The sequence below is a fragment of the Kitasatospora sp. NPDC097605 genome, from assembly GCF_040302725.1.
Taxonomy (GTDB): Bacteria; Actinomycetota; Actinomycetes; order Streptomycetales; family Streptomycetaceae; genus Kitasatospora.
The window spans coordinates 84435-109269 of the sequence record NZ_JBEOSF010000021.1 but is presented as its reverse complement, the minus strand read 5'-3'; the positions used below and the strand labels follow the sequence as shown (position 1 = coordinate 109269).

The window sequence follows — 24835 nt, the reverse complement described above, 5'->3', positions numbered from 1 at the left end:
CAGTCCGCCGGAGACATCAACCGCGCCATCGCCCTTTACGAGACCACCCTCGCCCAATCCGAGCAGGTCCTCGGCCACACCCACCCCCACACCCTGGCCAGCCGCAACAACCTCGCCGGCTCCTACACCTTGGCCGGGAAGCTCGAACGCGCCATCCCCATCCTCGAAACCACCCTCGCCCAACGCGAGCAGGTCCTCGGCCACACCCACCCCCACACCCTGGCCAGCCGCAACAACCTCGCTGGCGCCTATCAGTCCGCCGGAGACATCAACCGCGCCATCGCCCTTTACGAGACCACCCTCGCCCAATCCGAGCAGGTCCTCGGCCACACCCACCCCCACACCCTGGGCACCCGCGACAACCTCGCCGGCGCGATCCGCGGGCGTGACAAGCGCGCGTCACAGGGCTGAAGGTACGACCAGCGGTTTCAGCCCCACGGGAGCAGTGGAGACACCTTTGCGGGACAGCTATTCCGATGGATTCCTCACGCGGCTGGCGCACGACACACATCCCGTGGACCTGATGTGCCGCTACCTGCTCCATGGCTCGGTCGAGCGGATCCCCGGGCTGTATGTCGACCAGGAGACGCTGTCGTTCGAGCACCTGAGCCGGCATGTCCGTCCCGAGAACCGCTCCAGCTACGACGACGCGGACACGTTCTCCCTCTACGTCAAGAGGAGGGTCCACGGGCGGCTGTACGGCCTGGAGTTCCGTCTCTACTTCGTCGCCGGCGAGCCCTATGCCGACGCGGTGATTCCGTTCGGCACCCCTGTCGGCCTCCCCCGGTTCATGCACCACCTTCGCGGGAACTACCCGGGTAGCTGGGACTTCGACGTGTACACCGACGTGCGGGACCTCCGCGAGAGCGTCGTGCTGTTCGGCAACCGGCGCGAGGTCTGGTTCCGGGTCGACCGCGGCCGGCTGGTGACCGGCCGGCTGCACGGCAACGAGTTCGGGACGGGTACCCGCCTGCACGCGGGCGGAGTGATGTTCCCCGACCGCCTCGCCGCCGTCGAGGGCGTCTCGGCCGAGGCGCGGGCGTACCGGCGGTACACGGCCAGGCTGCGCGATCCGCTCCCCCTGCGGGCGGGGCGGTGAGCCGGCGAAACCGGTTGCGGGTGCGGCCCGGGGCCTGAGACCGTGCGAACCCCGCTACTGCGACGAGGTTCGGATGACGATCTACTTCTACGGCGCGGACGACGTCCCCTACGGCTGCTTCTCCAACTTCTCCGCTCACGACCTGGAGCTCGACGGACACCTCTGGCCGACCTCGGAACACTACTTCCAGGCCCAGAAGTTCGTCGGCACCCGCCATGCCGATCTCATCCGTCGAGCCCGCACGCCGCTGCGTGCCGCCGAGTTGGGCCGTGACCCGTCCAGGCCGTTGCGGCGGGACTGGGAGCGCGTCAAGGACGACGTCATGCGCCGCGCCGTGGCGGCCAAGTTCCGGGCGCACGCGGACATCCGCGAGATCCTGCTGTCCACCGCCGACGAGGAGATCGTCGAGGACACCGGCACCGACCACTACTGGGGCCGCGGCAGGACCGGGAACGGCAAGAACATGCTCGGCCGGATCCTGATGCGCACCCGCACCCAGCTTCGCACCGAAGCCCAGGAGCGCCCGGGTCCAGCCGTCGCAAAGTCGCCTGGATGATCCCGCCGGGAATGCACCGGGGCCGGCTGTTTTCCTTGTGACGGGAGATTTCCGAGTGACGGAATGGTTCCCGGAGATCCGAAACCCTTTATCCCGACACGTCATTTGGCGCATCTGCGCGTTGACCGCATCGCCCGGTCGCGTTTGAATGTCGGCGGTTCTCCGAATGGGGTGCCGAGGCGGAATCTGTCCGGGGGGACACATGCGAGGAATGACGAACCGGGTGACAGCCAAAGGTCGGCGGGTCGCCCTGAGCGCGGCGGCCGCGGCCTCCGTGATCGCGGCGGCCCTGCCTGGAGCGGCCTGGGCCGGGGCCGCCGACGGCGCAGGCGGTGCCGGCGTCCGCTCGATCGGCATCGAGAGGGTCAGTGTCGCGGCCGACGGCACCCAGGCCAACGGCGACTCCCGCCAGGTGTCGATCACACCGGCCGGCCACCGCATCGTTTTCGCCTCGCGTGCGAACAACCTCACCCCCGGCAATACGGGACAGAACGAGCTGGTCATCGTCCGCGACCTGACGACGGGACAGAACCGGCATTTCAGCGGACACACCTCGGGGCAGCCCATGCTCAGCAGCGACGGACAGATCGTCGCCTATCTCGGACCGAGGTTCGCCAACACGGCCCTCTACCAGGAGCATCTGACCCTGGGGTGGACGACCGCCTACACCTGCTCGCTCTTCCTCTGCGAGGCGGCCATGGGCGCGAGCGAACACCACCAGGCGTTCGGTGTCAGGTTCAGGCCCCCGGAGCCCAACCAGCGCGTCGAGGTCCGCCGCCCGGACACCGGCGCCCTGCAGACCGTCGACGTCATCCACAACACCGAGGCGATCCGGCCGTCCATCAGCGGTGACGGGACCCGTCTCGCCTACCAGGACGGCGGTGAGCACGACGTCTTCCTGTGGGACTGGGCCGACAACACCGCCGCCGGCCCGATCGAAGGTCCGGACAAGGCCGCCGAACTCGTCCAGCTCAGTGACGACGGCAACAAGGTCGTCTACCGATCGGGCTCCGACACGTACGTCCACGACGTCGCCTCCGGCACCGCGCTGCTGGTCCCGGGCGTGAAGGGCGTCGCCATCGACCCCACCGGCCGCTACCTGCTGCACACCCCGTCCGATGCGACCGGGCCGGCGCCGCTCACGCTGCGCGACCTGGAGACGGGCACCGATGAGACCGTCACCGACCGCCCGGCCACGGCCGGGATCGACGCGGTCAGCGCCGGCGGACGCGATGTGGTCTTCCAGTCCGCGGCCGATGACCTCGTCCCCGGCGACACCAACGGCAAGACGGACATCTTCCTCCGCACCCTCCGCTGACCGCCTGCGACGACGGTCGCGATTCGTCCTCCACTGTCGCGTCCCGCCCCGACCCCTCTGCTTTCGCAACGTGCTCCCCGAAGCAGCACTAGGCTCTTCCACCGGGCTGTTGCAGGGCAGTTGGGGTCGGCCCGGCGGAGAAGGGATGCGCAGGGAGGTCATTGAGCCGCCGCCCACGCGTGCGGGCGGCGCGTGACGGCAGTAGCTTCGAGGCGGCGGGTCCACCGTCCACCACGCCGCCGCCGAGCGCCTCGCCAGCAAGGACACCTCGCCGCCGCGATCCGCGCACATGACGACCTCGCGCCGCAGAGCCGAGTCAGATCCAGCCGTGCCGGCGAGCCTGCCGGAGGGCGGCGGCCGGGTGGGTGGCGCCGAGCTTGGTGGTGGCGGAGGTGAGGTGGTGGCGGACGAGGTCCGGCGGGAGGGGGGCCGGGGTGCCGGTGGCGGTGAGTTCCAGGACGTCGAGTTCGTCGGCGGTCAGAACGGCGGTGTCCGGGGCCAGGGTGTCCGGGTGGAGGTAGCGGCGGCCGGTGTGGACGGTGCGGACGGCACCGGCCAGGTCGGCGGCGGAGACGCTGCGGGGCAGGAAGGCCCTGGCGCCGGCGCGCAGGGCGCGGCGCAGGTCGCCCGGGCGGGCGTGGGTGGTCATGATCACGGTCGGGCAGGCCGGGAGCGAGAACCTGCCCGGGCCGGGCGAGCGCAGGGCGAGGATGGCGACGTCGGGGCGCCGGTGCGCGGCCAGGGCCAGCGCGGCGGGGGCGGAGTCGGCCTCGGCGACGACGGTGAGGCCCTCCTCCAGGTCCAGCAGGGCGGCCAGGGCGGCCCGGCGGCCGGGCTCGTCGTCGGCCAGCAGGAGGCGGAGGGCGGGGAAGCGCTCGGTCATGCGGTTCAGCCTTCCAGCGGCGCCGGCGCGACAGAAGTGCGTGCACTCACCGACGGGGATGACGCTTCACAGTGGCGCTCCGTGACAGATGTCATGACGGCCGGTCATGCACGGCCGGCGGAGACGGGAAGTCCGCAGGTCGGGGCAGAGGTGGGGCCGGAGGCTCATGCTCCTGGGACAGGGACGGGGCGAGGGTGGGAACAAGCCACCCGCAGAGACCGGAGCGGGCCAGGATGATTACAAGGTGTAACTATGAGTAGTGAAAATGTGACCGATGCGCCCGCTCTGCTGGTCGCCGTGCACCTACAGAAGCCGGACGGAGCGGCCGGCAGGTTCCTGGCGTACGGGTTCATGACCGGTCCGGCGAGCGTGCTGGTCCCGGACCCGCCCCAGGACGTGACGAACGCCTGGCAGCGATACGTCGTCCGGATATCCCCTTCGCCCGGAACCGACGATGCGGCCGAGACGATCCGCGTCGGGGGCGTCAGCGTGGCCGCGGTGAACAAGAACGGGGTCAGCACGGCGGCGGCGGCCCTGACGCTGGTCTGGCCGACCGAGTTCGACGTTCCCGACGTGAGTGCCACGCCGGAGAAGATCGCCGAGCTCCTGATCCGCCACCACGGCGACCAGTGGGTGGCCTTCGCCGACCTCGGCTTCCGGGTGGTGCACCCGGAGGAGCCCCTTCCGCCGGACGCCTGGTGGCTCGCCCCCAAGTACGCCCCCCTCCTCTCCAGCAGCGTCGAGGGTTACAGCCGGGGTGTCTGCGGCACCAGTCCCACCTGCGGGCACCACCTGACGACGAAGACGGGCTTCCACTACCCCGCCTCGACGGACTGACCGGACCGTGGAGCGACCGCGATGACCATGGCGACGCCGCAGGACCGACCCCAGGACCCGCCGCAGGGCCTGCCGCCCGACCGGTCACGAGACGCCCGCGCGCCCGACGGCGCGCGGGCCGTCGGGTGGCAGGATCTGGCACTGGCCCTGGCGGCGGTCATCCCGGAGCTGTTCTACTTCGGCACCATCATCGCCCCCTGGGCGAGCTGGGAACAGCGCTTCTGGATGGTCGTCCTCGCCCTGGGCGAGGCCACCGCGCTGGTGGTGCGGCGGCGTTGGCCGGTGGCGGTCTTCGCCGCCGTGTGGGTGATCTCCGCGGGATCCGACGTGCTCTCGATGGCCGGTGCCCTGGACTACGTCCCGTGCTTCGGCCTCCTGATCGCCCTCTACACCGTCGCCGCGCAGTGCCGCCGGCCCGTCGCGCTGACCACCCTCGGGCTCAGTGTCGTCCCCCTGGGGCTGGCGATCGCCTACACCGTCGGCGACTACGAGGGCTCCCGGCAGCTGTCCGTGCTGATCTCCAGCCTCTCCTTCTACGTCCCGGTGACGCTGGTGGTCTGGGGCTTCGCCAGGCTCAGCCGGGCCGCCGAGGACGCCGCCGAACGCCACCGGCAGGAGGTCGCCGACGCCCGCCGGCGGGTCACCCAGGAACGGCTGCGGATCGCCCGGGAACTGCACGACATCGTCGCCAACGCGGTGGCCGTCATGGTGATGCGGGCGGAGACGGCGAAGGTCACGGCGTTCGAGGACCCCGCGCGCGGCGAGGCGTTCGGCACCATCGAGAGCCTGGGGCGGGCCACCATGGCCGAGCTGCGGCACATGCTGCGGCTGCTGCGCACCGCGGAGACCCCGGTCGAGGAGGAGTACAGCCACGGTCTGGGCGATCTGGAGCGGCTGCTGGCGAACGTCCGCGAGGCCGGCGTCGAGATCTCCCTGGAGGTCCGGGGAACGCCGATGCGGGTCGACGACAGCGTCAGCCAGACCGCGTACCGGCTGGTCCAGGAGGCGGCCACCAACATCACCAAGCACGCCGGTCCCGGCACCCGGGCGGTCGTGCGGATCACCTGGGACCGGGCGCTGCTCATCGAGGTGGTGGACGACGGGGCCGGCCGTACGCCGGACGGGGAGAACGAGCTCTCGACCGGGCACGGGCTGCTCGGGCTGCGCGAGCGGGTGGCGCTGTACGGCGGGCTGTTGAGCGCGGCCCCGTACGGCCCCGGGTTCCGGGTGGCGGCGGCGCTGCCGGTGTCCACGGCGGTCGGGACGGCGCCGGGCGGCGGGGTCGGCGGGGTCGCCCGGGCGTCATCGGAAGGCGTCGGATAGCCGGGTGAAGGTACGGCCGGCGGCCAGCAGGGCGGGGAGGGCGGCGGCCACGCCGCGGGCGGTGCCGGAGGCGGGCCGGTTCATGTGGGCGATGACGATGCCGCCCGGGTCGGCCCCGGCGAGTTCCCGCTGGACCTGGGCGGCGGGGAGGGTGGCGCCGCCGTCGGCGTTGGTGCTGAATCCGGCGATCCGCTGGCCGAGGTCGGCGGCGATCCGGGTGGCGACGTCGTCGTAGTGGGCGGTGCCGGAGCGGAAGAAGCGGGGCGGGCGGCCGAGGAGGGCGGTGAGCTTCGCCAGGTTGCCGGCGATCTCGTCGTGGACCTCGCCGGGGTCGCGGGTGCCGGCGATGCCGTAGGCGGAGCGGCCGGTGACGGAGAGCGGGCGGTGGACGGTGCCGTGGTTGGCGATCTCGAAGAGGGGGTCGGCGGCGAGGTCGTCGAAGACGGCGGGGTTGGCGTCGATCCAGCGGGCGTTGAGGAAGAGGGTGGCGGGGACGCCGTGGGCGCGGAGGGTGTCGACGAGGGCGGCGTCGTAGCCGGAGCCGCCGGAGCCGCCGCAGGCGTCGAAGGTGAGGGCGATGGCGGGGGCGGCGGCGTCGGGGAGGGCGGTGAGCACGCCGGGGACGTCGAGGCCCCAGGCGGTGGGGGCGGCGTCGGCGTAGCGGGCGGTGACGGCCGCGCGGGTGGGGAGGGCGGCGGACGCCTCGGCGGTGGGGGTGGGGGTCGGCGTGGGCGTGGAAGTAGGGGTGGGCGTGGATGTAGGGGTGGGCTCCGCCGAGGGGGTCGGACCGGCCGCCGTGGGCGGCGCGACCGTGGTGGGCGGCGCGGCGGTCGGCAGCCGGGTGGTCGGCGGCTGGGCGGCCGTTCTGGGCGCGCAGCCGGCCAGGGCGGTGCCGGCCGCGGCCGTCAGGAGGGTCCGCCGACTGAGTGCCATGAAAGCTCCGAACCTGTCCGACCGTCAGAGATCACCGATCCACGCCCCTCCATTCAGGGCCGCCGCGCCCGCCCGTGCAAGCGGGCGCGGCCTTCACGGGGCTGCCGCACGGCCGTGGGGCCCGGCTCACCGGGGGTTCACCGGAAAGGGTACGAGACTCCGCTGACATCCCGGCATCCCGGCGAGAGCGGAGGCTTCCGATGACGGAGCACAGGCACGACGACAAGGCGCTGCTGGGCCGGCGCGGCTTACTGGCGGCGGGGGCGCTCGGCGCGGTGGCGGCGGCCACGGCGGCCACGGCGGGCGTCGCCCAGGCGGCCGACGGGACGGCCGACGGGGCCGCCGACGGGGCCGAGCGGACGATCACCCTGACCGGCCAGCTGCCGACCGGCGCCCCCGACTTCGTCCACCTCCCCTTCGACGTCCCCGCCGGCGTCCGGGAGATCGCCGTCTCGTACCGGTACGACAAGCCGACCGTCCCGCCCGGTACCCCTGGCAACTCCTGCGACATCGGGCTCTTCGACGAGCGCGGCACCGACCTCGGCGGTCGCGGCTTCCGCGGCTGGTCGGGCGGCTTCCGCACCGAGTTCGCGGTGAGCCGGGAGCAGGCCACACCCGGCTACCTGCCGGGCGCGATCCGCCCGGGCCGGTGGCACGTCGTGCTGGGTCCGTACCAGGTGGCGCCGCAGGGGCTGGAGTACCGGGTCGACGTGACGCTGCGCTTCGGCGCGCCGGGTGGCGAGTTCACCCCCGCCTACCCCCCGGAGCGCGCCCGGGGCCGCGGGCGGGCCTGGTACCGGGGCGACTGCCACCTGCACACGGTGCACTCCGACGGGCGCCGCCAGCCCGCCGAGGTGGCCGCCGGCGCGCGTGAGGCGAAGCTGGACTTCATCGTGTCGACCGACCACAACACCACCTCCTCGCACGGCGTGTGGGGCCCGCTGGCCGGCCCGGACCTGCTGATCGTGCTGGGCGAGGAGGTGACCACCCGCAACGGCCACTGGCTGGCGCTGGGGCTGCGGCCGGGCCAGTTCGTCGACTGGCGCTACCGCTCGCGCGACGAGGCCTTCCCCCGGTTCGCCCGCCAGGTGCGGCGGCAGGGCGGCCTGGTGGTGCCGGCGCACCCGTACTGCCCGTACGTCGCCTGCCAGTGGAGGTTCGGGTACCAGGACGCGGACGCCGTCGAGGTGTGGAACGGCCCGTGGACGTACGACGACGAGTCGGCGGTGGACACCTGGGACGCCCAGCTGGCGGTGGCGCTGCGTGAGGGGCGGTCCTGGCTGCCCGCGATCGGCAACAGCGACGCGCACAGCGTCCCGCAGGTGATCGGCTCGCCGCACACCGTGGTGTTCGCCGAGGACCTCGACCGGGACGCCGTCCTGGCCGGCCTGCGCGCCGGGCGCAGCTGGCTCGCCGAGTCGGCGGCCGTCCAGCTGGAGTTCACCGCGACCGGCGGCGGCCGGCAGGCCGGGATCGGCGAGGAGCTGGCCGTGCCGGCGGACGCGCCGGTGGACGTGCGGCTCGACGTCTCCGGGGTGCCGAGCGGCACGGTGCGGTTCCTGACCGACGAGGGCCAGCTGCACCAGGAGTCGCTGCCGTCCGGCGGCGCCGGCACGGTGGTGTGGCGGACCACGGCCTCGCTCGCCGCGTTCGTCCGGGCCGAGGTGCGGCACCCGAGGGCGGACGGGACGCCGGGCCGGGGCAACTCGATGGGCCCGGAGCTGCCGTGGGGACCGATGGCGGCGCTGACCAATCCGATCGTGCTGCGGACGCGCAGGTAGCGGGGAGGCGGCCGGAAAGCGGGGGGACGGCGAGGAGACGGCGAGGGGACGGCGGGAGGTCCGGGGAGGGGAGGACTCCGGGGTGTGCGGTGGACTAGGTTGATCCTCGACAGCAGTCACTCGATATGACGAGACGGTCGGCTGTCCGTATGGCCGGGTTCGCCCGCGCGCGCTCCGCCCGTCCCGCCCCGGCTCCCCGTCCGTCCCCGGCCCGCGAAGGGATCAGCAGCTGTGAACCGTACGACCGTAGGTGGGCCGGAGCTCGGGGGCGGACGGGGGGCGGGCAGCGTGGTCGTCCTCTCCGACCCGGCCGCCGGCGCCGGGAGCGGCGTGGTCGCCCCGCTGGTCGCGGACGCGCTCTTCCCGAGCGTCCACCTGCGTGCGGAGGACTTCCGGCGGTCGGTCCGGCAGGGGTACGTGGAGGCGGACCGGCCGGAGGCGCGGCGGCAGAACGTGACCGCGCTGGCGGCCACGGCGCAGGCGGCTTTCGCGTTCGCCTCGGGCGGGTACCAGGTGGTGGTGGAGGGCTCGGTCGCGCCGACGGCGCTGGACGCCTTCCGCCGGGAGAGCCGGGCGACGGGGGCGGCGCTGCACTACGTGGTGCTGCGCGGGGGCGCGGTGGCGGAGGCGGACGGCTCGGCGACCGACGACGCCGAGGTCACGGCCGACACGGTGCTGGCCGGGCTGCGGCGGGGGGCGTACCTGCTGGGGTGGTGACCCCGGCTCCGACGGTGGTGGGCGGCCCGCCGGTCCGGGGAGACCGGGGGGCCGCCGCTGCGGCCGGGCGCCCCGGTGTCCGCGCTCCCACAAGAGCGGAGACCGGGGCGCCCGATGGACCGGCGCCCGCACGGGGGGACGGGCGCCGGCGGCGGTGCCGCCACCCTGCTCTACGGCCGGCGGGGCGGGAAGGGTTCACTCCGGTTCCGCTTACGGGCACGCCGCCCGCGACGCATCGTGACGCCCCCTCAGCGCGTCCCGCCGGGCGCGGGGCGATCAGCGCGGCCGCCGCCTCCGGAGGACCGCCGGGCTCCGGTGTGCCACTGTGGAATCCAGGGGGTCCGTTCGACCGTGAGGTGCCCCATGGGCGAGATCCTCGTCAACACGACGACGGCCGGGATCCAGCAGCAGCCGGCCGTCGCCGGCCTGCTCCAGAGCCACTACCTGGTGGCCTGGCAGGACGCAAGCGCGTTCTCCGTCAAGGGCCAGTTCCTCCGGGCGGACGGGGTCCGGTTCCGGGAGGAGTTCGTCGTCAACGAGCCGGGCCCCGATCCGCAGAACACGGACCGGAGGTTCCCCGCCGCCGCCTCGACCGGGACCGGGCCGGTGGTCGTCTGGACCGAGCTCGCCGTGAACCCGCCCGGGCCCCGGCCGCACGTGAAGCTGCAACGGTTCGACCTGGAGGCCCGCAAGGCCGGCCCCGAGATCCGGGTCAGCACCGACGACGTCGATCCCTCGCAGCGACCGAGCGTCACCAGCACGATCGACGGCGGCTGCCTGGTGGTGTGGGCCGACGCGCGCTCCGACCGGCGCATCCGGGGCCAGCGGTTCCGGCCGGACGGGTCGAAGGCGGGCGACGAGTTCACCGTGAACGCGACCGACGGGTTCCACGAGAACCCGCTGGTGAAGCGGCTCGCCGGGGCCCATGTGGTGCTGTGGCGCCGCGACCCGTCCGCGGTCGCCGGCGGGGCGATGATCCTCCGCCTGCTCGACTTCGAGGGAACGCCGACGACCGACGAGCTGGTCCCCGACCTCTCCGGGTTCCGCGGCGACCGGGCGATCACCCTGCTCGACGACGGCCGGTTCGTGATCGCCCACGTCCGGAGCCTCGGGCCGAGCGACCTCGGAGTGGAGCGGAGCACGGTGGTGGCGTCCGTGTTCCGGCCGAACGGCACCCGCGAGGCCAGTCTCTCCGCCGTCGACGGCGACGGGGTCAACGCCTCCTCCCCGGCGCTCCTGCAGCTGCCGAACCATCAGTTCGTCCTCTCCTGGGTGCAGAAGAGCGCCGAGACCTTCACCACCGTCCCGACCGTCCGCGCCAAGGTCTTCGACGCCGACCAGGGCACCGTCGCCGGGGAGATCGAGGTCAGCGACGGCACCGCCGAGGACCGCTTCCAGCTCGCCGGCGCCTCACTCCTCGACCCCGCGGTCGGCCCGCGGGCACTCCTCGCCTGGGCCGACCGCGGCGGTGCCCCCACCGACCCCTCCGACTCCGCCGTCCGCGCCCGCGCACTCACCCTCAACCCCTTCGGGCCGCTGGCCTGACGTGAGGGCCCGGCCGAGCGTGCCTAGCCGGCCCAGGCCATGCCGTGTGCCTCCAGGATCGGGCGCAGGGCGCGGACGGCGTAGAAGTTGCGGGACTTGACCGTGCCGACCGGCACCCCCAGCACCCGGGCCACCTCGGCCATCGACCGGCCCTTCATGTGCAGCTCGACCAGCACGTTCCGGTGGTGGGGCTGGAGCTCGGCCATCGCCGCCGCCATGTCCCGGGCGACCAGCACCTCGTCGTACGGGTCGTGGCTGCCCGCGTGGTCCTCGGGCGTCTCGTCGGCGACCTCCTGGGCGCGGGCGGTCTGCATCCGGTAGTGGTCGATGGCGATCCGGCGGGCCACGGTGAACAGCCACGGGCGGCTGTTCTCGGGGCCGCGGTGCATGGCCGCCGGGTTCTGCCAGGCCCGCAGCAGGGTCTCCTGGACGATGTCCTCGGCCTTGCCGCGGTCGCCGCTGGTCACCCGGAGCATCGCGCGCAGCAGGTAGCCGCCGTGCAGCCGGTACAGCTCGGCGAGGGTGTCCTGGTCCAGCGTGGGCCGGGCGGCCGGCGGGGCGACGGGCCCCCGGGCGTCCTCGGTGGTCGTCCCGGCGTGGGCGGTAGCGTCGATGGCCACGGCTGTTGAGCCCCTTACGACATTCGTCATTCGTGATTCGTCGGCGCCCCGGGCGGTGGTCGGGACCGGGGCCGCTGATCGCTGTCTCGGCGCGCGGGGGCATGCCACGGCGGACGGGCCGCTCTCCCGGGCGCCGCCACGCTTGCAGCCGCCGCCAACGGGGGACCAACGGCGAACCAACGCGGACGCGCCGGGTCGCGCCCGGCGGCGTTGGCGCGGCGTTGGCGGCCGTGAGCGGTGCCTGCGGGGCACGGGCGGCCCGGTGCCGCCGGTCCCGGCGGGCGGCGGCGGGCGGCGGCGGGCGCGCGTCCGGCCGCGGTCGGACCGGGGCCGAGGTGGCCCGGCGTACCCCGGCGACCGGCCGCGCCGGCCGCTCGGCCGAGTGGGCCGCCGGCCATCGGCGAAGTCCCTCATTCCGGGCCGCGAGCACCCCGGTTCCACCCGAGGCGCGCCACCGCCACAACCCGGCTGACCAGCACCGCGCCCACCCGGACCCGCCTCGACAACCACCCACACCGGCCTCCGCACCGAGCGGTCCGCCGGCGAGGGCCGTCACTCCGGGTGGCGAGCACCCCGGCGGCGGCCGGCGCGCACCGCTGCCGCGGCCAGGCCGACCAGCGCCGCGCCGCCCAGGCTCACGCCGGTGACCGCCGACGCCAGCCGCTCGGCGGAGCGGTCCGCCGGGGGCGGGACGACGACCGGCTCGACGGAGGGCGGCGCCCCGGCGGCGGTGGTCGGGTTCCCGGTGGTGACCGCCGTCGTCGGGTCAACCGTGCCCCAACCGACCGTCGGATCGGGCAACGCCGTGCCCGGTCGGTAGGCGGTCGCCCGCAGTCGCTCGGTCAGCTGCTCGACGGTCAGCCCGGGCGAGCGGCCGAGCACCAGGGCCGCCGCACCCGCCACCAGGGCGGCGGCGTAGCTCGGACCCGAGGCGGTGAAGGTGCCACCGCCCGGTCCGGCCGCCAGCAGCGCCTCGCCGGGCGCCGCCAGGTCCACCCGCGAGGCCCGCCCGTTCGCCGGCCCCACTGGCGCGGGCCCTCCCGACGCCGACGCGCCCGCCACCGAGCCGTCCGCCGCGAGGGCGGTCACCGCGAGCACGCCGGGGTACGCGGCCGGATACACCGGGACCGCCACCGACTGGCCGTCCGGGCCCACCGGCGCGACCAGCAGCATGCCCTTGGCGGTGGCGTAGCCGACCGCCTCCGCCAGCGCCGGCGTCGCCTCGGCGATCGGCGCCGCGACGACGGCGACCCGCGCGCCGCCGTCCGCCGCCGCGCGGATGCCCCGGGCGAGCAGGTCGGCGTTGGTGCTCCCGGCGTCGTCGGTGACGGCCACGGCCAGCACCTTCGCCCCGGGCGCGAGGCCGGACGGGCCGCCGTCGGCCGTCCGGCGGCCGGCGATCAGGTTCGCGAGGACGGTGCCGTGGCCGACGCAGTCGCGTCCGGCGTCGCCGTCACCGTGCAACCGCGGCCCGAGGGTGAGCCGCCCGGCCAGCGCGCCGGACGCCGCCCCGGCCGAGGCGTCCACCCCTGACCCGATCACCGCCACCGTCACCCCGGCCCCCCGGCTCAGCGGCCACGCGGCCTCCGGCCGCAGGTACGTCTGCGCCCACCCGGGCCGGTCCGCCACCCGGGCGGAGGGCTTGCGGCACCCGTTCTGCCGCACGTCGGGCACGGTCTGCCCCATCCCGGGGAACTCGCCACCCGGCGTCGCGGCCGCCCCGGGGGTCTGCCCCGGCGTGGCCGCCGGCAGCGTCGGCACAGTGGGCCCCGGCGCCGCGAGGGGCACGCCGGAGGAGCCGGCCCGCCCCGGCTTCGGGGGCACGGCGGCGGGAAGGGCGCCTGATGGCGGAAGAGCGGACGCCGGCCCCGCGGCAGCGACCCGGGTGGGCGGCTCCGGCGTCGACGATGGCTCGGCGCCCTCGGCAGCCGGCACGGCTGGCTGCCGAGGCCCGAGCGCCAGACCGGCAGGCAGAACGCGCGCACCCGACGATGCGCCCGCAACACCCACCCCGGCCGGCAACCCCGCCTCCATCGACGACACCGCCCCGGCGGCCGGCGCGGCTGGTTGCCGGAGCCCGAGCGGCAGGCCGACGGGCGAGGCCCCCGCCCTCGGCGCTGGCGACGACAGCCCCGCAGCGGACTCCCGCCCAGCCGCCCCGGCGGGTAGCTCCCCCGGCCCGAACGACACAGCGGCGGGCAGGGACGCCGCCCCTGACACACCCGACAGCAGCCCTGCGGCGGACTCCCGCCCAGCTACCCCGGCGGGCGGCTCCGCCGCCGACGGCATCCCCTCAGCAGCCGGCTGCCCGGGCCCGAGCGGCATGCCGACCGGCAGAACTCCCACACCCGGCTCAACCGATGCCTCGGTACCAACCACCCCCGCCGGCAACCCCACCGCCACCGATGGCACCGCCCCGGCAGCCGGCGCGGCAGGCCGCCTGGGCCCAAACGACAAACCAGCAGGCAAAACCCCCGCACCCGACGACAGGGCGACCTCATCGGCACCCACCCCGGCGAGCGGCTCCGCCGCCGGCACAGCAGGCTGCCGGGAGCCAAGCGACATGTCGGCGGGCAGAACTCGCGCACCCGACGCAACCGACGGTGCCTCAGCGCCAACCACCCCAGCCGACAACCCCACCGCCACCGACGGCACCGCCCCGGCAGCCGGCGCGGCAGGCTGCCGGGAGCCAAGCGACATGTCGGCGGGCAGAACTCGCGCACCCGACGCAACCGACGGTGCCTCAGCGCCAACCACTCCAGCCGACAACCCCACCGCCACCGACGGCACCGCCCCGGCAGCCGGCGCAGCAGGCCGCCTGGGCCCAAACGACAAACCAGCAGGCAAAACCCCCGCACGCGAGACATCCGACAACAGCCCCACAGGGGACTCCCGCCCGGCCACCTCGGCGAGCGGCTCCGCCGCCGCCGACAGCATGGCCTCGGCCGCCGGCGCAGCAGGCTGCCGAGGCCCGAAAGACACACCAGCAGGCAAAACCCCCGCAGCCGACGACGGCCCGCCGGCAACCCCACCGGCACCCACCCCGGCGGGCGGCTCCGCCGCCGCCGACGGCATGGCCTCGGCGGCCGACTGCGACCTCACCACTGGCGCAGCAGCTGGCAGAGCCCCCGCCGATACGCTCCCCGCTCCCCCACCAACGCCCGCCCCACCCACGAAGGACGACGGGACGGCGATGCCGGCCCGAGCCACCGCTCCCCCACCAACACCCGCCGCCGGCACAGCGGCCAACGGCTGCACAGTGAACGACGAGGTGGACGGCGGTACGGGGACGGCCGCCGATGAGGCGAGGGCCGCGAGGCCGCAGGCCATCGCGACGACAGTCCGGCGGCCCGGGTGGCCTGGGGCCCCGGGCCTGCCGGGCTGGCCCGGGCGTTCACGATCGCCGGGGCCGCCGGCGCGGCCGAGGTCGCCGCCAGAACCGCTTGGACGACCGGGGCCATCGACGCGGCCAGGCCGGCCCGGAGTGCCAGGGTCCACCGGGCGGCGGCCAAGGTCACCGAGGCCGCCAAGGCCTCCAAGGCGAGCCGAGCTACCAGAATCGCTAAGGCCACCAAGCCTGCCGGCGTCGCCGGGATGACCCGGGCGACCGGAGTCGCCGAGGTTCCCAAGGTCACCAGGGCCGCTGGGACGCCCCGGGGCGCCGAGGACGCCAGAGTGGCCAGAGCCCCCAGGCCAGCCCACGTCGCCACAGCGATCCGGACCACCAGGATGGCCAACGCCGCCAGGACCGCCGGAGCAACCCCGGGCGCCCTGGTCGCCGAGGCGGTCGGCGTCGCCAGGCCACGCGGCCGGGGGGTGGGTGAGGGTCATGCGGGGGTGGCGGAGTGGTCGAGGGCGATGTCCTCGGGGAGGAGGAGGCTGAGCTCGGAGAGGTCCGCGATGTCGAGGCGGCTGAGGCGGCCGGCCTGGCGGGTGATCATCGCCTCCAGGGTCTGCCGGGCGAAGCGGCCGTTGCCGAAGGTGCGGTCGCGGGGGACGGTGGTGAAGAGCTGGTGCAGGGCGGTCAGGGTCTCGGGGGCGCAGGTGTAGCCGGCGGCGTCGGCGTGGTTCTGGACGATGGTGACCAGTTCGGCGTCCCCGTAGTGGCCGAAGTCGATCTGGCGGGAGAAGCGGGAGGCGAGGCCGGGGTTGGACGAGAGGAAGTGCCGCATCTCGTCCTCGTAGCCGGCCACGATCACCACCACCTCGTCGCGGTGGTCCTCCATCAGCTTCATCAGGGTGTCCACCGCCTCCTGGCCGAAGTCGCCGCCGCCCCCGTGCCGGGGGGTCAGGGTGTACGCCTCGTCGACGAAGAGGACGCCGCCGCGGGCCCGGTCGAAGGCCTCCTTGGTGAGCTGGGCGGTGTGGCCGACGTAGCGGCCGACCAGGTCGGCGCGGGCGGTCTCGACGAGCTGGCCGCCGGGCAGGACGCCCAGTTCGGCGAGCAGCCGTCCGTAGAGGCGGGCGACGGTGGTCTTGCCGGTGCCGGGCGGGCCGGCAAAGACCAGGTGGTGGCTGATGGTGGCGGTCGGCAGGCCGGCCTCCTCGCGGCGGCGGACCTGGCGGATCAGGTTCACCAGGTCCTCCACCTGGGCCTTGGCGGCGGGCAGGCCGACCAGGGCCCGGAGTTCGGCGAGCGGCTCGGTGCCGTCGGCCTCCTTGGCGGGCGGGTCGAGTTCGACGCCGACGTCCTCGGGGACGAGCAGCGCGAGGTCCTCGTCGCTGATCTCGCCCTGCTCGGCGAGCCGGGTGGCCTGCCGGTCGACCATCTCCTCGAAGACCTTGCGGGCCGAGCGGCCGTTGCCGAAGTCCTCGCCGCGCGGCATCCGTTCGAAGAGCACGGTGAGCGCCGCGCCGGTGCCCTCGGCCAGCTCGTAGCCGTGGCCGGCGGCGGCGCGTTCGACGATGGTGACCAGCTCGTCGACCTCGTAGTTGGCGAACTCGACGGTCCGGCTGAACCGGGAGGCCAGGCCCGGGTTGGAGGCCAGGAAGTCGCCGATCTCGGCGGAGTAGCCGGCCACGATCACCACCACGTCGTCGCGGTGGTCCTCCATCAGCTTGACCAGGGTGTCGATCGCCTCGCGGCCGAAGTCCGGCCCCGAGCCGGAGCCGGACCCGGCCGAGAGGGTGTAGGCCTCGTCGATGAACAGCACGCCGCCGAGCGCCTGCTGGAACACCTCGGTGGTCTTGATGGCCGTGCCGCCGATGATCGAGGCGACCAGGTCGGCCCGGGCCACCTCGGTGAGGTGCCCGCTGCGCAGCACGCCCAGCTCGGCGAGGATGGCGCCGTAGAGGCGGGCGACGGTGGTCTTGCCGGTGCCGGGCGGGCCGGCGAAGACCAGGTGGCGGCTCATCGGCAGGGCCGGCATGCCGGCCAGTTCGCGGCGGCGGGCCAGCTTGTTGAGGTTGACCAGGGTGGCCACCTGCTCCTTGACGCCGGCCAGGCCGACCAGCGACTCCAGCACCTCCAGCGGGCCGGGCGGCGCGTCCGGGGCGGGCGCGCGGGCGGGCTCCGTGCCCGCTTCGGCGGGGCCGCCGCCGGCCGCGGCGGGGGCGGCGGCCCTATCGGCCCGCGGCGCGCCCGGGGCGGCGGTCGCGGTGCCGTGCGCGTCGGGCAGGCCGTTCTCCTCGCTGGTCAGCTGCTCGACCGCGAGCCGTTCGCCGGGCACGGTCTGCCGCAGGCCGGAGCCCCGGTTGCGGGACAGGGTGCAGCCGGTGAGCCGGACCGCTTCGGTGGAGTCGAGGCGTACGCCGTCGCCGATGTTCTCCACCGCCTCGACCTGGGACAGCACGGCCCGGCCCCCGGCGCCGATCCGCACGCCGTGGCGGCGGTTGCCGTGGCTGCGGACCCGGGTGCAGCTCAGCTCGCCGCCGTCCTCGACGGCGAGGCCGTCCTCCCCGGAGCCGCTGACCTCGCAGTCGCGCAGCGCGGCCCGCCCCACCTTGCCGACCAGCACCCCGCTGCTCCTGGCGCCGCGCACCACGGCCGAGCCGACGAAGGTGTCCGCGCCGTCGGCGATCCGCACCCCGGCCCGTCCGGCGTCCAGCACCTCGACGCCCTCCAGCCGGCCCCGGCCGTCGCGCAGCGCCTCGACGCCGTCGGCGCCGGCGCCGGTGACGCTCAGGTGCCGCACCCGGGGGTTGGCGCCGCCGCCGATCGACAGGCCGGCGCCGGTGACGTCGCGGATCTCCAGCCGGTCGATGTCGGCCGCGCTCTCCTCGGCCAGTTCGACGCCCGCCCCACCGCAGTTCCGCACCACGGTGCCCTTCAGGACCGGCCCGGCGTGCTCCCCGACCCAGATGCCGGTGCCCTCGGCGTCGGACACCTCGCACTGCTCGAACTGCCCGCGCGAGCGGCCGGTGATGTGGATGCCGTGGCCGGCGGTGCGGGTGGTGGTGCAGCGGCGCAGCTCCGGGTCGGTGCCTGCGGCGAGCGCGATGCCGTGGCCGGTGGTGGCGCTGACCGCGCAGTCCTCCAGCACCACCCGCGCCTCGGAGCTGATGTAGACGCCGATGGTGGTGTCGCGGACGGCGGTGCGCAGCAGGCGGGTGGTGGAGCGCTCCTCCAGGGCGACGGCGGGCTTGTCGGTGACCGAGATCTCGCAGTCCTCGAAGGTGCCGCGGGCCTCGCCGTTGGCGCAGACGCCGTTGCCCCGGGCGTCGCGCAGCACGCAGTTGCGCAGCAGCGGGTTGGCCCGCTCGCCGACCACCACGGCCGAGGTGCCGAGGTGTTCGATGACGCAGTCCTCGATCACGCTGGTGCCGGTGGAGGTCTCGACGATGCCGGCGCCGGCCGGGTTGGTGACCCGGCAGTCGCGCATGGCGAGCGAGCCCTGCTGGCGGGTGAGGACGGCCGTCCAGGAGCTGCCGACCACCTCGCAGTCGGAGAGCGCGGCCTGCCCGCGCGGCACGTCGACGGCGGGCAGTTCCTCGTCCTGGCCCTGCACGATCAGGCCGGTGAGCTGGACGGCCTCGGCCACCACCTGGACGACGCAGCCGCGCCGGGCGGTGATCCGCACGCTGCCGCGCGGCTCCTCGGCGGTGATGGTGACCATCTTGGTGATGACCAGGTTCTCCTCGTAGCGGCCGGGGCGGACGGAGATCACCGCCCCGCTGCGGGCCGCCGCGAGCGCGTCGCCGATCGTGCGGTACGGGCCGCCCCGCTGTTCCGGGCACACCGTCAGCACATGGCGCGACATGGCCGTCCTCTCCTGGGGGTTCTTCGTCGGTCGTCTGGGGGCGGGGCGGGGCGGTACGGCGGTCAGGGCGGTACGGCGGTCAGGGCGGTCAGGCGGCGGTGCAGTCGGCGCGCACGGCGGAGGCCGCGATGTGTGCCTTCTCGGTGGGGGTGCCGGCCCAGTCGAGGCCGCGCGAGTGCAGCATCACGGCGATCTTGCCGCCGCTCACCGCGAAGGTCCCGCCGCTCACCCAACTGCCCCGGCTGGTGGTCTGGTTGACCGAGAAGTCACCGATCGTGCCGCTGTTGGGCGTCGAGGTGTTCTGGACGGTGTAGTAGGCGGGCGCGCCGCCGACCGCCTTGAGGTCGGAGTTGTTCGGCACGTAGACGGAGATCTTGCAGCTGCCGGCCGTGACCGGGGCGGTGGAGAAGGTCCAGACCACCGAGTTGCCGCCGTCGTCCTTGGTCGCCGAGCCGGACATCGGCATCGACACGTACTTGCCGTTGCAGCCCGAACCGCTGTAGCCGCCGGCCGAGTTGGTGGTCCAGCCGGTGGAGCCCTGCTCCCACCAGCCGTGCTGGGCGTAGGCCACCGAGGAGGTGCCGCAGTTGGAGCCGCCGATGGCGCTGTAGGTGGCCTTCGCCACTGCGGGCGGCGGGGCGGGCTGCTGGGTGGCGGGCGGCGCCGGCTGCTGCGGGGCGGGCTGGACCGGGGCCGGCTGCTGCGGCGCCGGCTGCTGGGGGGCGGGCTGCTGCGGAGCGGGCTGCTGGGGCGCCGGCTGCTGCGGAGCGGGCTGCTGCTGCTGGGAGACCGGCTGTCCGGCGGGCTGCTGCGTCGTCTTGCCGCCGCCGCTCTGCTGGGTGCCGCTCACGGGCGCCTTGGCCACCGGGGCGCTCCCGCCGGCCGGCTGGCCGCCCGGCACGGCCGGGGTCCCGACGGTCGAGCCGCCGAGGGCGATTCCGGGGACGGTGGTCTGCGCGTCGAGGGGCTGCGCGGTGACGGCGGGGTCGCCGGTGGCCGCCGGGTCGGTGGGCGGCGCGGTCGGGGCGTCGCCGGTCGGCGGGCCGGTGGGCACGGGCGGCGGGACGTCGTCGATCTGCGGGCCGTCGACGAGCTGGGTGTCCGGCTGGTTCACACCGAGGTTGTCGCCCCGCTTGTCCTTGTCGGCGCCGTCGGTGATCAGGAACGGCAGGCCCATCAGCACCACGCCCGCCGTGGCGGCGGCGACCAGCGCGGGCCGCCTGAACCGCCGGCGGCCGGGCTCCTCGGCCGGCTCCTCGCCCTCCTGGTGCTCCACCCCCGCGAAGACGGGCTCCAGTCCCCCGGGCTCCTCGCCCGGGCCGAACCCGGGGTCGGCGTCGGGTGCTACGGCGAGCGCGACCGGCGGGACGGCGGCGGCGGACGCCGCCGGGGTCACCGGCCCGTACTCCGGCACGGCGACCTGCTCGGTCGGCGCCTCCGCCGCCGCCGGCTCGGCCGCCACCGCGGCGGCCGCGGCACCGGCGCTCCCGGCACCGGTCGCCGGCGCCGCCGGTTCCTCCTCCATCTCCCAGTCCATCGACGGAAGCTGGATCCCCGCCGCCCCGCCCCGAGTCCCGTTCCCGCCCGTACTCGTGCTCGTGCTCACCGCAGTCCCTCCGGCCTCGCATGCGGTCCCTGTCGACAGGACCACCCGGCCGACAGGACCTCGGGTGCTCCCACTCCGTCACTACGGACGGGCTCGGCCGGAGGGTTCACGCTCCCTCCCGGCCGTTGCCGTCCAGCAGCGTCAGGGTGGCGAAGATGCTGTCCTCCAGGCTGTCCGCGGTCTCCAGCGGCGGGTGCTGCGGCGGCCCGCCGGCCTCCCTCGGCGGCAGCGGCGGCAGCGGCGGCAGCGGCGGCGAGGTGTTCGCCGGGGGCGCCGGGTTCCCGACGGGCGTGTTGGTCAAGGGGGTGTTGGCGCCCTGGGCGTAGAACGGGGGCGCCTGGACCTCCACCCACGAGTCCTCCGACCGCTCGCTGCGGGAATCCGTCAAGTCCGAGTCGACCGACACGTTGTCGGACTCGTCGCCCAGCCGCGTGCCCGGGTGCTGGTAGAACTCCTCCTCGCCCTCGTAGAGCCGGGCCGTCCGCCAGGACGTGCCGGAGACGTCGCGTTCGTGCGGCAGGTCCGGGAGGTCCTCGTCCCCCTCGTAGAGCCGGGCCGTCCGCCAGGACGTGCCCGAGGCGTCACGGCCGTGCGGCGGAGCCGACAGGTCCTCCTCCGAGTCCTCGCCCCGCAGCGAGGAGCGCGAGGACAGCGAGTCGTCCGACACGTGGTCGGCCCGGCGGCCCGGCGGCACCGGCGGGTAGCCGCGCAGGAAGTCCGGCAGCGGCATCGGCCCCGGCACGAAGGCACCGGTGCCGAGCACCGGGGGGTCCGGATCCGGCACCGACGACGTCTCGGAGCGGGTGTCGGAGTCCGTCCCGGAGGACCGCGTGCCGTCGGACGCGTCGTCCCGAGGCCCCGGGTTCGGCGGCTGCGGGTTCGGCGACGACGGCGGACCCACCGGGGCCTCCGCCTGGTCCTCGTTCACGGTCGAGTCGTGGTTCACGCCCTGGTTCAGGTCCTCGTTCACGGTCGAGTCGTGGTTCACACCCTGGTTCACACCCTGGTTCACGCCCTGGTTCAGGTCCTCGTTCACGGTCGAGTCGTGGTTCACACCCTGGTTCACACCCTGGTTCAGGTCCTCGTTCACGGTCAGGTCGTCGTTCACGCCCTGGTTCAGGTCCTCGACCACCCCGTCGCCGGCCGGCTCGCGCCGCACCGTCGTGGTCGTCTCCGCCGTGCCCGGCGGCCTCGTGCCGATCCGGAAGGAGTGGACGGCGCCCGTGGCCTGGCCCGGGGCGGTCTGGCCCGCCCTCGGCACGGTGGTGCTGCCGGCCACGACGACCAGATCCACCTCGTGGGCGAGCCCCTGCGCCAGCCCGCGCAGCCGCTGCTCCAGCGCCCGCGCCTCACGCAGCGCCCGGCCCGCCGGCACGTCAAGGGTGACCTCGACCAGCGGCGGCCGGCTGTCCCCCTCCCCCCGGGGGGCGCGCACCCGGAGCGCGTCCGCCTGGAGGACGGTCGTCCGGAACTCGCGGACCAGCGCGGACATCGACGTCGCGTCCCCGGCGACGACCCTCAGCCGGACGTCCGGCACGGTCGGCCGGTGCAGGCTCAGGTCCGGCTGCCGCTCCGTCGGCGCCTGCGGCGGCTCCGGCTCCCCCTCGCCCTCCTGCGGCCGTCGCCGCAGCCGCTCCTGCTCGGACTGCCGCTGGGTCAGCACCTCCCAGTGGCCGTTCAGGTCCCCTGCCGTCAGGGTGTCGTCCGCCCCGGCCAGCTCGACCAGGTCCTGGAGGCGGCGCCGCTCCACGGGCGGCACCGTCTGGCGGCCGACCGCCTCGCGCAGGCGGTCGAAGGGCGCGCCGGCCGCCCCGTCCGCGGCGAGGTCGACCATCCGGTCCAGGCCGCGCAGCCAGCGCTCGCCGCGCTCGCCCGAGGCGGTGAGCGACTCGGGGAGCAGCTTGCGGGCGACGTGGCCGACCCGCAGCAGCCGGGCGTGGTGGTCCGCCTCGCCGACGTCCAGGCCGAGTGCGCGCGCCACCGTGGGCAACGCGTCCTTCGGCGCGCCGTGCAGCCGGAGTTCGCCGTTGCGCGTCTGCTCGTTGAAGCGCAGGAAGGCGTTGTGCGGCACGTCGGCCCGGGTGGTGTCGCCCACCGGGAGGTCGACCTCGACCGCCATGAGCGCCCTGCGGGGCAGGGTCCGCCCGTCCTTGTGGTAGACCACCTCCACCTCGACGAAGCCCCGGTAGCGCGCGGTCGTGGTGGCGATCTTGGCGTTGTTGACGATCTGGCCGCCCTCGACCGTCTCGATGTCGGTGCGGTGCTCGTAGGCGTTGTCGACGTAGAGGCCGCCGCGCAGGGTGGCGAGCCCGAGCCCGAACGTGTCGGGGCTGACGGCGCCCGCGGTGATCCGGTTGGCCACCCGCAGCGCGCGCTGGGCCCGGATTCCGTCGGTGACCGAGGTCGTGTTGGTCGGGTTGGACTCCGTCCTGCTGTCGGTCCTGATGAACTCCAGCTCCCTGATCTTCGTCCGGACCTCCACCCGGACGTCGCCGGCCAGGTCGGTCCGGCCCACCAGGAGGGTGGAGTTGCCCGGGCCGCCCTTGAGGGTCGGCTCGTCGGGGCGCGGGGGCGCGGCGCCGCCCTCCGGTGCCGGGGCGGCGGTGTCGTCGGGGGTGTGCGGGGTGACGAGCCGGCTGGCGAGCGCCACCGGGTCGATCATCCCCTCCACCATGCCCCGGACCCGGTCCCAGTTGCCCGAGCCCAGGAACGCCTCGGCGCCCTCCGTCAGCTGCTGCCGCGCGTGCGGGGTCATCCCGACCGCGCGCACCACGTCGGTGTCGACCAGCCCGTGCGTCCACACCCGGGCGGGCGGTACCTGGGCGCCCGGGGAGGCGGTGTCCTCGACGACCGGCAGGTCGTCGGTCAGGGCGCGGCGCAGGTCCGCGCCGCGCGGGGCGGTCGAGGCGTCGAAGACCTTCCCCGGGTTGTCCGACGGGTTGCCCGGCACGTTCTCCCGGGTCTCCGCGACGTCGATGACCACGTCCATGCCCAGCTCGCGCCGGAAGTAGGCCCGCTTGGTGACCATGACGAGCCGGCCCTCGGTGCTGACCAGGTCCCGCCACTCGACCGAGAAGTGCAGGTTCGCCTCGCCGGTGAAGACATTGCCGACGGGCTTCACCTTGGTGGTGTTGCCGGAGCCGGTGCGGTTGGACCACGTCTCACGGGTGCTGCTGGCGGAGGAGACGGCCAGCGTGTCGCCCGCGTAGAACAGGCCGGTCGAGACCGCCACGCCGCCGCGCACCTGGTGGCTGGAGCCGCTTCCGCCGCCGGTCGCCCCGTCGGCCGCCGAGTGGGTGTGCTCGACCTGCGTCCCGGTGTTGAACTCGGTGGTCGTGGTGTTCCCGGTGTGGGCCAGCCGCTTGACGGACGCGCCGATCCGCACCGTCACGCCCCCGTCCGCGACCACGAGTTCGCGCCCCGACATCATGGTCTTGAGCTGGTCGTGCAGGTTCTCCGGGCTGAGCGCGTCGTACAGCTTGTGCCGCAGGCCGGATCGGCCCAGCCCGTGCAGCCACTTGTCCAGGTTCCGCCCGCCGAACTCGCCCGGCTCGCCGGTCCCGCGCAGGACGGCCTTGCCGAAGTCGGCCGCCGCCTGCCCCGCGTTCCGGTCGCCGGGCACGAACACATTGGTGACCACGTCGGATGAGCCGAGCACGTGGTCCTGCCAGACCCGGTCCGGGACGGTGCGCAGGGTGGCCGCGGTCGGCGCGTCGTACCGCGGGGTGACGACCTCCGCCTCCATCGTGATCGGGCCGAGCTTCGTGGTGCTGGGGATCAGCCCGCCCGTCCAGCCCTGGATCTCCACCCGGTAGTCGACCACGGCGTCCGACACCACGGCCGTGGAGACGTTCTTCGCCCGGTTGACGGCGGTGCCGGAGCTCTGCAGGTTGCCGCCGGTGGAGGACTCCTGACGGTAGGAGTAGTCGCCGGTCAGCGTGACCCCGGGGCTGCCGCCCTGCTCCTTCTGCACCCGGCCGGTCAGGCCGACCAGGCCGGTGACCCGGTCCCGGATGTCCCGCATGACCCCGTGGCCGGTCCGGTTCTGCGTCCCGACCTCGAACTCGGCGCCGTTGATCGTGTACTTGACGACGGGCTCCGAGCGCAGCGCGGCCCGGACGACCACCTCGGCCGACCAGCCCGGGCCGGCGACCGGCACCTTGAGCACCCCGCCCCGGGTGAGCTGGGACAGCTTGGCCTGCATCGCGGTCGCCCCCAGCTCCGCCCGGAGGGTCTGCTCCAGCGAGTCGGAGATCCCCCCGCGCCACTGGAAGCGGTCCTCCAGCGCCCGGCGGACCTCCCGGAACAGCCGGTCGCCGCCCGGCGTGCCCTCGTCGTTCCTGAAGGACACCACGGAGGCGGCCCCGAGCTCGTTGCGCGGCAGGACGGTCAGGTCCTCCGTCGCCGCCCTGGTGTGG

16 protein-coding genes (1 of these 16 running past the window's edge) are annotated in these 24835 nt (G+C 74.9%); 9 read left to right on the top strand and 7 right to left on the bottom strand.

Annotated features, from left to right (window positions below; genetic code table 11):
• The 4 genes from ABTX81_RS23670 to ABTX81_RS23655 all read left to right on the top strand — a co-directional run.
• On the top strand, positions 1-411 hold a 411-nt coding region (locus ABTX81_RS23670; RefSeq protein WP_350548896.1), incomplete at its 5' end, for a tetratricopeptide repeat protein.
• A 112-nt stretch (positions 412-523) separates the two neighbouring features.
• Positions 524-1099, top strand: a complete 576-nt coding sequence (locus ABTX81_RS23665; protein WP_350548971.1) for a hypothetical protein — start codon at positions 524-526, stop codon at positions 1097-1099.
• A gap of 73 nt (positions 1100-1172) precedes the next feature.
• On the top strand, positions 1173-1655 hold the full coding sequence (gene ybiA / locus ABTX81_RS23660) for a riboflavin biosynthesis intermediates N-glycosidase (protein WP_350548894.1): 483 nt from the start codon (positions 1173-1175) through the stop codon (positions 1653-1655).
• Positions 1656-1878: 223 nt separating this feature from the next.
• The gene (locus tag ABTX81_RS23655; RefSeq protein WP_350548892.1) at positions 1879-2973 is read left to right on the top strand and encodes a TolB family protein; all 1095 of its coding nucleotides are present in this window, start codon (positions 1879-1881) and stop codon (positions 2971-2973) included.
• Positions 2974-3289: 316 nt separating this feature from the next.
• On the opposite strand, the gene ABTX81_RS23650 is transcribed toward ABTX81_RS23655, so the two are convergent.
• Entirely contained in the window at positions 3290-3856 is a 567-nt protein-coding gene (locus ABTX81_RS23650) for a DNA-binding response regulator (RefSeq protein WP_350548890.1), read from the bottom strand.
• A gap of 252 nt (positions 3857-4108) precedes the next feature.
• Here ABTX81_RS23650 and ABTX81_RS23645 point away from each other — a divergent pair, with 252 nt between their 5' ends.
• Entirely contained in the window at positions 4109-4693 is a 585-nt protein-coding gene (locus ABTX81_RS23645) for a hypothetical protein (RefSeq protein WP_350548888.1), read from the top strand.
• 21 nt (positions 4694-4714) lie between these two features.
• Positions 4715-6016 (top strand): sensor histidine kinase, encoded by a 1302-nt coding sequence (locus ABTX81_RS23640; protein WP_350548886.1) that lies wholly within the window; start codon positions 4715-4717, stop codon positions 6014-6016.
• On the opposite strand, the gene ABTX81_RS23635 is transcribed toward ABTX81_RS23640, so the two are convergent.
• Positions 5996-6949: a polysaccharide deacetylase family protein gene (locus ABTX81_RS23635; protein ID WP_350548884.1), complete on the bottom strand. Its 954-nt coding sequence runs from the start codon at positions 6947-6949 to the stop codon at positions 5996-5998. The genes ABTX81_RS23640 and ABTX81_RS23635 overlap by 21 nt on opposite strands.
• A gap of 200 nt (positions 6950-7149) precedes the next feature.
• Here ABTX81_RS23635 and ABTX81_RS23630 point away from each other — a divergent pair, with 200 nt between their 5' ends.
• The 3 genes from ABTX81_RS23630 (at position 7150) to ABTX81_RS23620 (ending at position 10992) form a co-directional block, all read left to right on the top strand.
• Entirely contained in the window at positions 7150-8730 is a 1581-nt protein-coding gene (locus tag ABTX81_RS23630) for a CehA/McbA family metallohydrolase (protein WP_350548882.1), read from the top strand.
• 231 nt (positions 8731-8961) lie between these two features.
• Entirely contained in the window at positions 8962-9447 is a 486-nt protein-coding gene (locus ABTX81_RS23625) for a hypothetical protein (protein ID WP_350548880.1), read from the top strand.
• A gap of 363 nt (positions 9448-9810) precedes the next feature.
• Entirely contained in the window at positions 9811-10992 is a 1182-nt protein-coding gene (locus ABTX81_RS23620) for a hypothetical protein (protein WP_350548878.1), read from the top strand.
• Positions 10993-11015: 23 nt separating this feature from the next.
• Here the strand turns inward: ABTX81_RS23620 and ABTX81_RS23615 are convergent, their stop codons facing one another.
• The 5 genes from ABTX81_RS23615 to ABTX81_RS23595 form a co-directional block, all read right to left on the bottom strand.
• Positions 11016-11612: a sigma-70 family RNA polymerase sigma factor gene (locus tag ABTX81_RS23615; RefSeq protein WP_350548876.1), complete on the bottom strand. Its 597-nt coding sequence runs from the start codon at positions 11610-11612 to the stop codon at positions 11016-11018.
• A gap of 552 nt (positions 11613-12164) precedes the next feature.
• On the bottom strand, positions 12165-13277 hold the full coding sequence (locus ABTX81_RS23610; RefSeq protein ID WP_350548874.1) for a S8 family serine peptidase: 1113 nt from the start codon (positions 13275-13277) through the stop codon (positions 12165-12167).
• 2162 nt (positions 13278-15439) lie between these two features.
• Entirely contained in the window at positions 15440-18811 is a 3372-nt protein-coding gene (locus ABTX81_RS23605) for a right-handed parallel beta-helix repeat-containing protein (protein WP_350548872.1), read from the bottom strand.
• Positions 18812-18899: 88 nt separating this feature from the next.
• Entirely contained in the window at positions 18900-20348 is a 1449-nt protein-coding gene (locus tag ABTX81_RS23600; RefSeq protein ID WP_350548870.1) for a hypothetical protein, read from the bottom strand.
• Positions 20349-20523: 175 nt separating this feature from the next.
• Positions 20524-24835, bottom strand: partial view of an EndoU domain-containing protein gene (locus ABTX81_RS23595; protein WP_350548868.1) — the 3' portion only. It continues 26585 nt past the right edge of the window; only the last 4312 of its 30897 coding nucleotides appear in the window; its start codon lies beyond the right edge, outside the window; its stop codon occupies positions 20524-20526.